The organism is Spirochaeta isovalerica (assembly GCF_014207565.1).
Lineage (GTDB): Bacteria > Spirochaetota > Spirochaetia > DSM-2461 > DSM-2461 > Spirochaeta_F > Spirochaeta_F isovalerica.
The window spans coordinates 679,855-693,846 of the sequence record NZ_JACHGJ010000001.1; the positions used below are offsets into that span (position 1 = coordinate 679,855).

Annotated in this window: 12 protein-coding genes; 1 reads left to right on the forward strand and 11 read right to left on the reverse strand. The window is 46.1% G+C overall.

What is annotated here, in order from left to right:
* Positions 1-4: 4 nt before the first annotated feature.
* The 10 genes from HNR50_RS02855 to HNR50_RS02900 form a co-directional block, all read right to left on the reverse strand.
* Positions 5-1,456, reverse strand: coding sequence for a PEGA domain-containing protein (locus tag HNR50_RS02855; protein WP_184743428.1), 1,452 nt, complete (start codon positions 1,454-1,456; stop codon positions 5-7).
* Positions 1,449-1,814, reverse strand: a complete 366-nt coding sequence (locus tag HNR50_RS02860; RefSeq protein ID WP_184743431.1) for a response regulator — start codon at positions 1,812-1,814, stop codon at positions 1,449-1,451. Before HNR50_RS02860 ends, HNR50_RS02855 begins: the two co-directional genes overlap by 8 nt.
* A protein-coding gene (gene prfB / locus HNR50_RS02865) for a peptide chain release factor 2 (protein ID WP_246433748.1) occupies positions 1,811-2,918 on the reverse strand; the annotation gives its coding sequence in 2 pieces (ribosomal slippage) (positions 1,811-2,857 and positions 2,859-2,918; 1,107 coding nt in all). Before prfB ends, HNR50_RS02860 begins: the two co-directional genes overlap by 4 nt.
* Before the next feature lie 12 nt (positions 2,919-2,930).
* On the reverse strand, positions 2,931-3,206 hold the full coding sequence (locus HNR50_RS02870; RefSeq protein ID WP_184743434.1) for a CRISPR-associated protein Cas2: 276 nt from the start codon (positions 3,204-3,206) through the stop codon (positions 2,931-2,933).
* 53 nt (positions 3,207-3,259) lie between these two features.
* Positions 3,260-5,110, reverse strand: a complete 1,851-nt coding sequence (locus HNR50_RS02875; RefSeq protein WP_184743437.1) for a hypothetical protein — start codon at positions 5,108-5,110, stop codon at positions 3,260-3,262.
* A 138-nt stretch (positions 5,111-5,248) separates the two neighbouring features.
* Entirely contained in the window at positions 5,249-7,417 is a 2,169-nt protein-coding gene (gene rlmKL, locus HNR50_RS02880) for a bifunctional 23S rRNA (guanine(2069)-N(7))-methyltransferase RlmK/23S rRNA (guanine(2445)-N(2))-methyltransferase RlmL (protein WP_184743440.1), read from the reverse strand.
* Between the two features lie 30 nt (positions 7,418-7,447).
* Positions 7,448-8,908 (reverse strand): TrkH family potassium uptake protein, encoded by a 1,461-nt coding sequence (locus tag HNR50_RS02885; protein WP_184743443.1) that lies wholly within the window; start codon positions 8,906-8,908, stop codon positions 7,448-7,450.
* Positions 8,908-10,314: a Trk system potassium transporter TrkA gene (gene trkA, locus HNR50_RS02890; protein WP_184743445.1), complete on the reverse strand. Its 1,407-nt coding sequence runs from the start codon at positions 10,312-10,314 to the stop codon at positions 8,908-8,910. Before trkA ends, HNR50_RS02885 begins: the two co-directional genes overlap by 1 nt.
* A gap of 47 nt (positions 10,315-10,361) precedes the next feature.
* Entirely contained in the window at positions 10,362-11,486 is a 1,125-nt protein-coding gene (locus tag HNR50_RS02895) for an Ldh family oxidoreductase (RefSeq protein ID WP_184743448.1), read from the reverse strand.
* A 79-nt stretch (positions 11,487-11,565) separates the two neighbouring features.
* Entirely contained in the window at positions 11,566-12,342 is a 777-nt protein-coding gene (locus tag HNR50_RS02900) for a DeoR/GlpR family DNA-binding transcription regulator (RefSeq protein WP_184743451.1), read from the reverse strand.
* Between the two features lie 435 nt (positions 12,343-12,777).
* Between HNR50_RS02900 and HNR50_RS02905 the strand changes: the two genes are divergently transcribed.
* Positions 12,778-13,062 (forward strand): RNA-binding protein, encoded by a 285-nt coding sequence (locus HNR50_RS02905; protein WP_184743454.1) that lies wholly within the window; start codon positions 12,778-12,780, stop codon positions 13,060-13,062.
* A 66-nt stretch (positions 13,063-13,128) separates the two neighbouring features.
* On the opposite strand, the gene HNR50_RS02910 is transcribed toward HNR50_RS02905, so the two are convergent.
* Positions 13,129-13,983 carry a DUF1295 domain-containing protein gene (locus HNR50_RS02910; protein WP_184743457.1) on the reverse strand — a complete coding sequence of 285 codons (855 nt, stop codon included), beginning with the start codon at positions 13,981-13,983 and terminating at the stop codon, positions 13,129-13,131.
* Positions 13,984-13,992 lie beyond the last annotated feature (9 nt).

Consider the following 13,992-nt stretch of genomic DNA (forward strand, 5'->3'; position numbering starts at 1 on the left):
GGATTTATTCAGCCAGAGCTTCCGCCGCTTTTATATACCGTGCAAGTTTAACAAATACATCCACCAGAAGTCCACCGCTGACGGCAATCGATCCCCAGAATACCCCCTGGCTGATGAAGTAATTTTGATAGGATTCCTCCATCAGGTCCTGATAGGCCGGGTCATAGGTCAGATTGTACCGGGAGGCGTATGCGGCTTCTTCAGAAAGGAAATTCTGAGCGATACCCCCGGTAATGACTGGTGCGGCCACGGAGAGGCTGAACCATCCGAGAGATCTGTAGAATTCTCTTTTTTTCAGATCGAAAAACTCCATTCTGGTCATCTCTTCCTCTTCAAGAGCAACGGTTATAACATCAGGGCTTTCAGGAGAAATTTCAAAAGAACGATCGTAAAACCCCTCCGTTCTGATAGTGACCCAATAACTTCTGTCCTTGAAATGAGGAACAGATAGCGGAGTTTTGCCCACCCATCTGGCGCCCATATACACATCCGATCCTGCCGGATCAGTTTCAATAGTCAATAAGGCGCTGTCAGCTTCTGTCAGTTCCGCGTTTATGACAGTTTCTTCCAATGCCGTCAACTCGATTTCATCAGACCAGTACGAATTGTCCTGACCGATGGCCTCCAGAACAGCTGCTCCAGGTTCGAGGGTATTCACATAGGTTTCACCTACACCGATAAGATCACCGTTACAGTATATGAGAGCATCAGGATTATCGGTTTTAATGCGCAATGAAGACCAGGCTCTGCCCAGAAGAATGGATCGAAGTTCATCGGCAGCTTCCACGGCCAGCTCCGAAAGGAGTTCAGGTGAGGAGGTTCCGCTGTACACAATCATTTCCCGATCCAACGACCGATCATAACCGCGTACTTCCAGTCGGAAATATTCATCTATCTCCCTGAGACTGCCGGAAATGAGCAGGTCGAGATCATTAACCTTGCTTGTCACATAAGGGTCGAATCCGTCATCGGGCAGCAGATTGTCTCCGCTTTCAGATGAAACCCATAGAAGGGGAAGCATGGAAGCTGTCTCCACTGTTTGGGGATCAATGTATTTGACAAGAAGCAACTGCCCGTGAAGATCATTTATGCTTTGTGTCGAAGCGTCCTTATCACGGTCCGCCTCACTATTGAGGAAGAGAGCTCCGTCACGTTTGGAATAAGAAGTTCTGAGCTGTTCCAGGATAGAGAGTTTTTTCGCATCGAGAACTTCTTGTCTGTACCAGTCTTTTTCCGACTGGCTGAGAATATGGGTTTTCGATTGCTCAAGTTCTCTACGAATCAGATCGGGAATACTGTTTTTCAGATATTCATAACCGGGTGAGAGATCTCCGGAAAAACTCTGAATACCACTCTGCCAATTCGTTCTGTCTGAGCGAAGAGTCTCCCCCTGGGCCTGAACGACTGTGAAAAGTACAAGAATGAAAACAAAGGCCGCCGGGAAAATTTTATTCATCGAGAGACAAAGCCTTTCTGACAGCAGAAATCATTCTCGATTTCTTAAAAGGTTTAACAACGAAATCGGCAGCCCCCAACTGAATAGCTCTGATAATGTTGTCCTGATCGCTCATGGATGAACACATGACGACAACACTGGAAGGATCATACTTTTTAATGATCTCCAGTGCTTTGAGTCCATCCATCACAGGCATGGTAATGTCAAGAATGACGACATCGGGTTGGAGTTTACGGTATTTGTCGACAGCATCTCTGCCGTCGACGGCTTCACCGATCACTCTGAAACCCGAGTCTTTCAACATATCCCCGATTACCGACCTCATGAATGAGAGATCGTCGACAACTAGCGCATTCATTTTTCGTTATCTGCCCAGAGATGGTGTAGATAGGCTTCAATAAAGGGATCGAGATCTCCATCCATAACATTCTGGATATTTCCGGTTTCATGCCGGGTCCTCAAATCCTTAACCATTGTATAGGGGTGAAACACATAGGATCGAATCTGGGAGCCCCATCCGATGTCTTTCTTCTCCGCTGCTGTCTTGGCTCTTTCCTCTTCCTGCTTCTGTCGGTAATACTCATACAACCGGGACTTGAGAACCTTCATTGCCAGTTCTTTATTTTTCAACTGGGAACGTTCGTTCTGGCACTGGACAACGATATTCGTTTCGTAATGGGTGATACGGATGGCGCTGCTCGTTTTGTTGACATGCTGACCGCCGGCGCCCGATGCCCGGTATGTATCGACCCGTATGTCTTCGGGCCGGATATCGACTTCGATTGTATCATCGATGACCGGGGAAACATAAACCGAAGCGAAAGACGTATGACGCCGCGCATTGGAATCAAAAGGAGAGATCCTCACGAGACGGTGGATTCCGCCTTCTCCTTTCAGGAAGCCATGAGCCATATCTCCGTCGACCTGGAAAGATACGGATTTTATACCGCCTTCAGCTTCAACGAGATCGAGAATGGTCATTTTGTACCCTTTTCGCTCAACCCAGCGGCTGTACATCCTGTAAAGCATCGACGCCCAGTCACAGGCTTCCGTACCTCCGGCGCCGGAGTGTATCGTAACGAAAGCCGACATGGGATCAGTTTCTTCGCTGAGGAGTTCAATAGTGTTGAGAGAGGCGAACTTTTCTTCGATTGAGGACAAACCGGACAGGATTTCCTCTTCGAGAGACTCGTCTTCTTCCTCGACAGCCAGAGAATAGAGCTCCTGAATGTCTTCCACTTCCTGAACCAGCGCTTCCCAGGGCTCATATTTGTTTTTTACTTTTTTTAACTCGAGCAGTTTTTTTTCAGCCCGGTCCTTGTCGTTCCAGAAATCGGGATCTCCCGTTTCAATCTCAAGCTCTTTTGCCCGCTGTTTCAGTTCAGCCGGGTCAAAGTCGCCTCCAGGTATCCAGGATCTCTTTGCCGATCCCTTTTATTCTGCTGTTCAGATCACTGAGCATTTATAATATCTCCTATTTTTCCTTAACGATCAGCCGTCTCCATCTTTTCTCGGCGAGTGTCGTGATAACGAGAGTCTCCTCTACGGGATATTGATAAAAGCGGACCGTATCGTAAAAGTCGGTCGCCCTGTCGATATCCAGTTTCAGCCTGGAGAGATACTTATCAACGATTGAAGTCGATTCAAAAGTGTTTCTCTGCACCTGCTTGAATCCATAACGGAACAGCAGGGACTGAACAGTTTTTTCACTGTCTTCATTTCCAAGATCAAGTACGATAGAAACAAACATAATATATAACCTATTTAGAAACGCCGAGGTTGTCAATCTGTATATTCAGAGGCTTACAGATCCGATAAGCTATGGCTGTCATCCTTGTTTTTTTTCTGCTTTTGCTGGAAAGAATCGGAAAATTCATTCCACGCTTCATTCTGCTCCTGTTTGGTATAACGACGTTTCTTGACTTGTACGTCCTTTTTATCCATGGCGGCACGGCTTTTCCGTGTGAACTGCTGTTTCTGCTTTTGTCTCTTTTTGTATTCGGCGCGGCGCTCCTCTTTAGTCATGGAGGAAAAGTCGGGAATGTTCTCTTTTCTCGGTCCGCTGCTGATTAGGGAATTTTCAGCCTGTCTTGCGAGAAGAGGACGGCTCATGCCCATAAAGGTTTTTCTATAGCTGTCATAACGCCCCAGAATGCGAATGACAAGCTGTTTCCATACAGGTATCCTTAAAAAGGCATATTGAAAGATCTCAAGTATATTCAGGTCGAAAAGAACTTCCAGAGGTTTGAACTTCAGTTTTCCCGACTCGAAATAATTCTCCAGAAGGCTTTTTATTTTGGTAACATCGTTAACCTTCATCTTTCTCTTGGCTGTATGAATGATTGCTTCGGAAACGATCGCCGGTCTGTCGAGCAGTGCTATCATCATCGGATCCCAATCATTGATTTTTTCTCTGATGCTGTTGCGGAAATTTTCATTGCTGTAGAAGACCGATACATTGGATTTATTGTTCGTTCTGAGCAGAGATTCCATCAGCTTCTTGTATTCATCGAGCAGGTCTGCAGAGAACTGCGCCATATTCGATACGAAGTAGGAATAGAGATTGTCTCTGTGAATATATTTTTTTCCAATATAGACAATGTGGGGCAGCTGGGTTTTCTTTTTCGATTTTACGAAATTTTCGTAAAACTTATCTTTGAAATCAGGCCAGCGGTTCATGGCCTTTTCCATTTTATTGTTCAGACCCTTCTGATCGATGAAATAACCCTCTTCCCGGGCGATTTCGTGAGCCAGGGTTTTCAGTTCATTAAACATTTCCACTTCGTCGGCCCGGCGCTGTTCCATTTCCTTCATTTCGTTTTCCGAGAAGTAACGGATCAACTCGCAGGAGGAAAAGAAATCTTTACTTACGGTTCGGCTTTTCTGTAGGAGCTCCTCTCTCGCATCCAGTATGGTGACGGAGATTTTTCGCCAGAATGCCGGATCTTTTGAAGTCAGTTCCTTCCGGATTTCCATAATCGGCTTCGATTGAAGTTTTGCGACATAAGAGAGGATCGAAGAATTCTTTAACCCTTCCAGCATCCGGCGGGTGCACATGGAAACCAGCAGGGGAAGTGTCTGGGAGGTTGCAACAAAATAATAATCGTCGCTTGTGGGGATTTTAAACAGCTGTCCTTCCAGCCGGGTCTTTTTAAAGAAACTCCTGCTGACATTTCTCGGGGTGAGGATCTGGATAAAGGCTTCGGGAATGATTATGCCCTGATCGGCAAGCGTATCGACAGTTACCAGAGGGTGAACAGAGGACAGCTGGGCGATCTCCATTTCATCTTCAACCAGATGATAGTAAAAAGACTTGTCGCCCGTGTCGCTGAGGATTATGGTGTTTCTTTTCAGCTCGCCTTTCTCGCACTTGTGCTTTAAAAGTCCGCATTTTGCCGTTTTTAATCGGGAAAGAAGATTGACCAGATCTTTTTCGGCAAATCTGAGTCCGGAACTGTGGCGGACAAAGCGGTTGTAATCGATGCCCGGTTCCCAGTGTTCGCACAAAGACTGGAATATCTTTCTGTGTTCCGATGCGAAGTTTCCGATCTGGGAAAGGAATTCTTCGCGCCTCATGGAATCATTGCTGACAAACTCAGGTATTCGCTGTAGGTGACCGGCTAATTGTGATGTACTCTCATTACTCTTTGACATAATTATACCTGTTTACTGCTGTTTTTCTTTATCCCGGCGTCTCTGTTTTATTTTTGGAATAATCTCAAGCAAACTGCGCAAAATGAGACAGATTCCGGTGGCAAGCATAATCGGAGCGACTATATTCATTACTTTATTCTACACCTCTTTCGCCTGTATTATCCAGCTTCTGTGAATCCTGTTATTGCGCCGGAAATCCTCTGAAATAGTTTTCTCGCTGATCTCTTCCATATTGAATTTATCGAGCGCTTTTTCATCGAGCTTGAATTTTCTGAAATTGTTGGAAAAAATCAGAATTCCCCCTTTTTCGAGCCTGCCAGCTGTCAGTTTGATCAGAGAAACATGGTCCCGCTGAATATCAAAAGTGGACCGGCTGCTCTTTGAATTGGAGAATGTCGGAGGATCGAGAAATATGAGATCGAACCGGTCTTTACAGTTTTTCAGAAAAGTGAAGCAGTCCTCTTTCACATATTTGTGTTTACGGTCTCCGAAACCGTTAAGAGCCATATTATCACGGGCCCAGTCGGTGTATGTTTTGGACGAATCAACTGAGACCGTGCTTTTCGCTCCACCCGCTGCAGCATGGACTGTCGCGGTCCCCGTATAGCAGAAAAGATTGAGAAACTTCTTTCCGTTGCTCATATCTTTTATCATCGAACGGACAATTCTGTGATCGAGAAAAATTCCCGTGTCCAGGTAATCGGTAAAATTCACCCAGAACCGGCTTCCCCATTCATTGACGACCTCTCTTTTTCCTGTGGCGGCAACGCGGGAGTACTGGGCTTTGCCTTTCTGTTTTCTCCTGGTTTTCAGAAAGATATCCGAACGGCTGAGTTCCAGTACTTCCGGGAGTACCGACATAATTTCCTTAATCCGCCCATCAGCTTTTTCCTGTTCTATCTCTTCGGGAGGCGCATACTCCTGAACGAGTGCCCATTTGCCTTCATAGAGGTCTATGGCAACATTGTAATCCGGCAGATCGGCGTCATAGATTCTGTAACAACTTATATTTTCCCGTTTTGCCCACTTGGTCAGGTGTTTATTCCGCTTCCTGACTCTGTTGACAAAAGAATTCAGGGCCGGACTGATCCTCTGTTCAAGAGGAATCGCTTTTTTCCCCGAGTGTTCTTTTCTTTCATTTGGATTTTCATAAAGGGAAAAACGGGCCAGTATACATTTTATAGGTCCGTTGTAGATGCTGTTTGTCTTTTCCGCCCGCAACCCGGTGCTTTTCGACAGTTCGCCGCTGCTGGTTATCATGGTCATTTTCCAGCCGGGAAACCGTTCGCTGAAAATATCCCCCATGCTGCGGTACAGCGATCTCAGATTCTCCACATCTCCCAGTCTTTCACCGTAAGGCGGATTGACAGCAATAAGACCGGGACCTCTCCAGCTCTCATTCAACCTGAGAGCATTGAGCTCTCTTTTTTCCGCATGCACTATCCCATTCAACCCGGCTCTTTGAATATTCTCGAGTGCTCTGGGAATGACCTTGCCGTCCTGGTCATATCCCGTTACAGGCGGAATATGTTTCATTCCCTTCTCTTTACGCTCTTCCGCTTCGTCCCATAAATCCTCCCAGAGATCGGGATCGTGCTTCATCCATCCGTAAAAGCCGAAATATGTGCGATAGAGACCGGGTGCAATATCTCCGGCGATGAGAGCCGCTTCTATAGGCAGCGTGGCGCTTCCACACATCGGATCGACAAAAGCTCCACCCTGTGAAGCTATTTCCGCCCACCCGGATCGATACAGTAGTGCTGCGGCTGTGTTCTCTTTAATGGAAGCGGAGCTACCTTCAAGGCGGTAACCTCTTTTATGAAGACTATCTCCCGATAGATCGAGAGATAAGACAGCTTCCGTTCCGTGGGCATGTAAATTGATCCTCGCACGGGGCTGGCTTCTGTCCACATCGGGTCGTGAGCCGGTGAGATTCCGAAAATAGTCGGCAATGGCGTCTTTGACAATAAGGGCCGCATGCTTTTCGTTTTTCAGGGGAGAGCGCGTCAAGGTAGCCGACACGGCAAAGGTATCGTCAGGGGAAATGATGTTCTCCCATCGGATAAGAGAGGCACCTTTGTACAGCTGATCTTTATCTTCAATGGAAAATTCACGGAGAGGCAGCAATACACGATTGGCGATCCGCGACCACAGACAGGTTCTGTATGCCGCTTCAAGAGTTCCCTTAAAGGCAACGCCGGCCTTCTGCTGCTTTATATCAGTAGCCCCGAAGCTTTCAAGCTCAGAAGCCAGTAAATCCTCCAGGAAAAGAGGACAGGTTGCAAAATATTCGTGATCTGTAGACATAACATTAAATAATACAGGATCTATGCTTTTTTATCTACGTCTCCAGAAATAGGGAGTAAAAAGAATCAGAACCGTATAAATCTCAAGGCGGCCGGCCATCATGGCAAAACTGAGAAACCATTTAACCCCTTCGGGGAAGAAAGAATAGTTCATAGTCGGTCCGACAAGAGAAAACCCGGGACCGATATTACCGACCGTGGCCAGTGCCGTAGAGAAACTGGTGATCAGGTTGTAATTTCCCGGAGAAGAGGCGACCACTCCGGTCGTAACCATAAGCAGCATAAAATAGAGAAGGACAAAACCGGTTATCGTATAGACAAAATCTTTTTTAACTACAATACCGTTAATTCTTGTGGTGAAAACACCTCTGGGATTGGTCAGATGTTTCATTTCCGTTACAGATTGTTTAAAAAGGGTGACAATCCTGATAACTTTTATTCCGCCGCCTGTCGACCCGGAACAGCCGCCGACAAACATGAGGAGAAAAAGAATGAATTTGGAAAAGGACGGCCACAAATCGAAATCCGCTGTGGCATATCCTGTAGTAGTTATGATACTCGCAACCTGAAAGGAGGAAAACCTGAGGCTTTCTCCCCAGTTACTGTACACATTTCCGACCATGGGAATCGCGGCCAGTATCGTCGCCGCTATAAAAATGCCCAGATAGACTTTAAGTTCCGTATTGCGCTTGATTTCCACGAAGTTGCCTGTCATGGCCCGGTAATACAATCCGAAGTTCAAACCGGCCAGAACCATAAAAACCGTTATGATAATGTCAAAATAGGCGGAGTCGTAATGGCCGACACTGGCATTCATGGGTGAAAACCCTCCGGTAGCCAGGGTTCCGAATGTATGGGTGAGAGCATCGAAGAGGCTCATCCCCCCGGCCATGAGAAGAACTGTTTCGATGACAGTCATAGCCGTATAAATTACCCACAGCAGTTTAGCCATATGAGTGATCTTAGGTGTGATCTTGTCCATTGTAGGCCCTGGAGACTCGGCACTGACAAGCTTGACTCCCCCGATACCGAGGAGAGGCATGATGGCTACAGTCAACACGACAAAACCCATTCCCCCGAGCCAGTGAGTCAGAGACCTCCAGAAAAGAATGGAACGGGGAAGGCTCTGTATTTCTGTGAGAATCGAGGCTCCTGTCGTGGTAAAACCGGACATGGTTTCAAAATAGGCATCGGTAAAAGCGGGAATGGAACCGGAAAGATAAAACGGAAGAGCACCGGCGGCCGAAGCTATAACCCAGCTTGTCGTAACCATAAGGAAACCGTCTTTAGCGGAAAACTGCTTACCTTTCTTTTTTCTTGTAAATAAATGAAGCACCAGACCCAGAATTATGACCAGGACTATGGTCAGGCCAAAAGCGGCGGCCTGTTCGGATTCTCCTTCATAGAGGGCTATTCCAAGGGGAAAGAACATAAAACCGCCGATAACCATAACCAGGACAGCTATGACGGAAAAAATCATGGCAAAATGCATCAGCCCACTCCGAACAGGGTTTCCAGTTTTTTTATGGAATCCTTCCTGGCTATAACAACGATATGATCTCCCGGCTCAAGAGCCATCGCTCCGTTGGGAATCAGATTCTCCTCTCCTCTGGTAACCAGAATGATAAGAGTTTCCTTGGGAAGCTTGAGGTTTTTAATCTGCTGATAATTCAGAGAAGAGGACTGGCTCAAGGCGAACTCGATGATTTCAAAAGGACTTCCGGAGATATTGTGTATGCTCTTGATATTGCCCTTGCGGATAATTTTCAGAATCGTATTGACCAGAACATTATTAATACTGATTGAGACATCTATTCCCAGACTTTCAGCAATGTTTTTATAGGCTCTGGTCTGAACCAGAGAAATAGAACGCAGTACGCCGACTTTTTTAGCGTACATACTGGTTATGAGATTCAGTTCCTGATTTCCCGTGGAGGAAATGACAAGGTCGAAGTTCTTAAGCAATTCTTCTTCCCACACCTCTTCGTTGGTAATGTCTGCATGGGTTACCTGTGCCGTGGGAAATCGTTCGCTGAGGTATTTGCACTGTTCGTAATCGGCGTCGATAAGATGGAGATTGCCTGACTGTTCCTGTCTGGTCAGCCTGCTTATGAGCTTGCCTATGAGTGAGGATTCCCCTTCTGAATTGCTGACCAGATAATCAGCCACATAACATCCCAGGTGTCCGCATCCGACAATGGCTATCTTATTGATCTGCACCTTGGGTTTGCGAAAAAAACGGAAAATGACATCGAAGTCGCTCTCTCTGGCAATCACATATACCAGGTCGCCTTCCCTGAATTTCGTATTTCCGTCGGGAATTATATAATCCCGGTCTCTCATGAGAATGGGAACAAGGAAGGTCACACCGATAGTCTGGTTCACTTGCAGTAAAGACTGGCCGATCATGGAGGATTCACGGGGAACCGCGAGATTCAGCATCTGCAGTTCCGTATTATTGAATTGCAGAACATTGCTCATGGCACCGTGCTCGACTGATTTGGCGATTTCTCTCGCCGCTTCTATTTCCGGATTGATAATCTGATTGATTCCCATAAGGGATCGGGAGCTCATAGCGCTGTGACTGTAGTCGATGTTCCGGACCCGGGCGATCGTGAAGACCTCATTTCTATATGATGAGGCCAAACCGCAGGAGATCATATTCAGTTCGTCCGATTCGGTAACGCTTATAAAAAAATCCGCTTTATCAAGCCCTGCCTGCCGGAGGACATCCAGATTATTTCCCTCGTCGTTGATGATAATACAGTCAAGCTGATTGGAAACCTGTTTAGCTCTATGGGAATCTCTTTCTATTATTGTGACATGCTGATCTTCATGAATCAGCTGTCTGGCAAGATGATAGCCGACTTTACCGGCTCCCAGAATTATAATATTCACAGGGCAAACACTAAACTTTTAGGGAACCGGTGTCAAGATTACCGCTTTCAGTCCCACTCAAAACTGAAGTCGAGGTTCCAGCGGTCTCTCAATTGGGACATCTGTTTCTGGAGGACTTCCGGAACGGGGCATCCGTGATCCTTCCTGTACATTCGGGCCAGATATTCCTTCTCTCCGGCTGTATAAATCCTTTCAGCGCCGGCGGCCTTCCTCGAATTTCTTAATTCCCTGAGAATCGTACCCGCAATAGTTCTGAAGAGCTTTTCACCCATGAAAAACTCCGTATTGATGGCTATGAAAAAATGGCCGAGAGGATAAGGGATCTTGTTTCCCTCGCTGTCGAAACCGTTGAGAGCCTTCATGAATTTCCCGTCCTGGAGAGCTGCGGAAAGAATCTCTACCACCGTGGAATAACCGAAGCCTTTATAGCCTGCTGTCTCTTCCCCCAGGCCGCCCAGAGGCGTCAGCGCCGCCTTTCCCTTGGTCAGGTCGATGAGAACCTGATCCGTGTCGGTCCGTGTCTCCCCATTCTCACCGATAACCCATCCAGGAGGCAGGTCTTTTCCCGCTCTTCCGTAAACTTCGATCTTACCCCTCTGTGATACCGAAGTGGCGCAGTCGAGATTGAAATCAAATTCTTCATCAGTCGGCAGACCGATAGTCAACGGATTGGTACCCAGCATATTCTCAACACCGAAAGTAGGCGCTGTCGAAGGTCTGGCGTTGGTTCCGGTCATTCCGATCATACCGGCCTGTGTCGCCATGGAAGTGTAATAGCCGGCAATACCGTAATGTGTGGAGTTGCGGACAACGACCATAGCCAGTCCGTGGTTCTTCGCTTTTTCGATAGCCATTTCCATAGCCTTCCTGGAAACGACATGGCCCATGCCGTTATTTCCATCGAGGACAGCTGTTGTCTCCGTTTCCTTTATTATGTCGATTTTTGTAACCGGATTGACTATACCGTCATCAATCCGGTCAATATATATCGGTTTCAATCGTCCGATTCCGTGGGAATCTATCCCTCTCTTATCTGATTCAATCAGAATGTCGGATATGATATGGGCATCTTTTTCCGGTATGCCGCTTTTAAGCAATACCTGCTTCATAAAATTTTCGAGAGTTTGGAAATCCATCCAGCGGCAGTCTTTGTATTTCTCAGCATAATCCATTTTAACAACCTCTTGTTTCAGTATTCAGTTACAATTTGACATCATTTACGATCATTATCAATCATTTTATTTACACATTTTAATCAGAAACAATCAAATCAATTCCAATTTTCTCAAAATCTTTAATAAATGACGGGTCAGGGAGTTCATTCGTTACGAGAATATCAATCTCAGAGAGATCTCCGATATAATGTTGGGAGAGTAGCCCCAGCTTGCTTGAATCGGCGGCAACAATGATTCGTCCCCGGGTCTGTTCCATCATTTTTCTTGAGACAGCCGCTTCATGGGTATTATGGGAAGTCAGCCCTTTTTTAAAGCTGATGCCGTCGACTCCCAGTATGGATGTTGTAGGATGAACCCGTCCCAGGCGGTTGAGCACTTCCTCGCCGACAAGGCAGCTGGTTCCGTAGCGGAATGTTCCGCCTGTCAGAATCAGCTCACTATCGGGACGAACTTCCAATCCCGAAAGAGCCCCCACATTATTGGTTATAATCGTCAGACCCGGCACTGCTGCCAGGCTTTTTAGTATCAGAGATGTCGTGGAACCGCTGTTGATGAATACGGTCTCTCCTTCTGCAATTAAAGAGGCTGTTTTCCCGGCGATTGAAGCTTTTAATGGAATATTAAGCCTGTCTTTGTCACTGTAGCTGGGCTCGTTTATCTGCAGATTCGTACTTATTGCCCCGCCGTGGGTTCTCTCGAGCAGGCCTTCCGCTTCCAGGGTTGTCAGATCCCTTCGAATGGTTATGACTGATACGCCGAGTATGGAACTCAATTCATCGACTCTGACAATCCCCTGTTCTCTCAGCTTTTCGAGAATGCGGACTCTCCGTTCAGCCGGTATTTCATTTTTCATATTAATGATCCTTTTAAAAGTTCATTATGCATCAAAAACGATCATATTGTCTAATGGAAAGGATCTCTTATCCCGCGGTCGGTATCTGCTGCAAAATAGTTGGTTTCTTGTGTAGCTCTGTCTATGGTGAGCCGTAATTATTGAGAAGTGCCATATCATGTTTTAACGATGGAAAATCATCAGGATTCTGTTCCTTTAAGGCTTATTACACATGATTTTACCGTGAATATAGCTTTTCAGTTGACCGCTGACAAAATTCCTGTTATCAATGTAAGTAACTGATAAGTTGCGTTGATTACCCGCTTTCTATCCCGATTTCCCTCTGGCCGTGTCTTTTCTGCACTTCTGCTGAGTATTACGACTAAAGATAATCATAGCATAGCGAATGATAAAAAACGTAATCTCAACAGTTAATTTCTATAAAAGGATGGACAAGTGTCTAAGAAGATCTATGTAGGCAATCTCAGCTACAGAACAGTTGAAGATGGCCTGGGAGACCTTTTCGCCCAGTACGGACAGGTCAACAGTGTTAAAATCATTTTCGATAGAGAGACAAACCGCTCTAAAGGTTTCGGTTTTATCGAAATGGAAGATGATGAAGCGGCAGAAGCGGCAATCAGCGAACTGAACAACAGTGAGTTTGAGGGAAGAAATCTGAGAGTAAACGAAGCTATCGAGCGGGAAAGACGCCCCAGAAGAGATAACTTCAACAACTACTAATTACCGTTTTATTTAAACAATTCAAAGCAACCCTTTTCCCCAGGAAGAAGGTTGCTTTTTTTATTGTCATTTCTCTGCCAGGAATGCCTTTTTGTTTTTCCGCTCCGGAAGAGGAGCCAACAGAGGAAGCCACGGCGCTGTCATTTTCTTCCAGCGGATATAGCCTTCATATTTCCCGGCCGTAATATTCTCGGCCATGATGGTACTGCCGACAAAGAGAGCGAGAAGAACGACCGGCCCGGCCAGGGTATAGTGAAGCCCGACTCTGCTGTGCAGATAAAAATAAACAACAAACCACTGCCCCAGTTCGCATACATAATTGGGATGTCTGGAGTACTTCCAGAGTCCCAGAGTATTGAATCCCAGCTGAATTCTGCGATTATTTTTTTCAGCCTCATCAGAGCGTTTTTTATAATAAGTCAGTTGCTGTATATCCGCAGTCATCTCGCCGGCGAGGAGAATGAAATGCAAAGCAAACAGGATATAATCAACAGATGTCAAAGGTCCCGTTTGTGAACCTAGATAATACAGGGGGAGAGTGAAGAGATAAATAAGTCCCAGTTGGAAGCCCGAGATAAAAAAGAGATTGAACAGTTCGAACAGAACCGGGTTGGGAATTTTCGCTTTCAGAACATCCCACCGGTAATCTTCACCGTAAAATCCTTTTTTGAAGGAGAAAGCATATCCGCCTTTGATGGCAAAGTTTGTTGTCAGTCTTATTCCCCACAGAACAACCAGAACAGCGGCAATAACATATCTGGGGTTCGATGAGAAGTCTTTCATCCATATCAGAACATAGACGGGAGGCAGTACGGACCAGAGACGGTCTACCTGTGAATAATTTTTCGTAATCAGCCCGCCTAAAAAAGAATAGGCTATGGCCGCCAGCAGTATGTAAAAAGTTAATTGCAATGTGTCCATTAAATAAGG

What these genes read in the sequence shown, in the direction of transcription:
- rlmKL (WP_184743440.1), bottom strand. Translation starts at nt 7,417, where the DNA reads ATGTCTACAGATCACGAATATTTTGCAACCTGTCCTCTTTTCCTGGAG.
- HNR50_RS02910 (WP_184743457.1), bottom strand. Translation starts at nt 13,983, where the DNA reads ATGGACACATTGCAATTAACTTTTTACATACTGCTGGCGGCCATAGCC.
- HNR50_RS02860 (WP_184743431.1), bottom strand. Translation starts at nt 1,814, where the DNA reads ATGAATGCGCTAGTTGTCGACGATCTCTCATTCATGAGGTCGGTAATC.
- HNR50_RS02895 (WP_184743448.1), bottom strand. Translation starts at nt 11,486, where the DNA reads ATGGATTATGCTGAGAAATACAAAGACTGCCGCTGGATGGATTTCCAA.
- HNR50_RS02855 (WP_184743428.1), bottom strand. Translation starts at nt 1,456, where the DNA reads ATGAATAAAATTTTCCCGGCGGCCTTTGTTTTCATTCTTGTACTTTTC.
- HNR50_RS02870 (WP_184743434.1), bottom strand. Translation starts at nt 3,206, where the DNA reads ATGTTTGTTTCTATCGTACTTGATCTTGGAAATGAAGACAGTGAAAAA.
- HNR50_RS02875 (WP_184743437.1), bottom strand. Translation starts at nt 5,110, where the DNA reads ATGTCAAAGAGTAATGAGAGTACATCACAATTAGCCGGTCACCTACAG.
- HNR50_RS02900 (WP_184743451.1), bottom strand. Translation starts at nt 12,342, where the DNA reads ATGAAAAATGAAATACCGGCTGAACGGAGAGTCCGCATTCTCGAAAAG.
- HNR50_RS02885 (WP_184743443.1), bottom strand. Translation starts at nt 8,908, where the DNA reads ATGCATTTTGCCATGATTTTTTCCGTCATAGCTGTCCTGGTTATGGTT.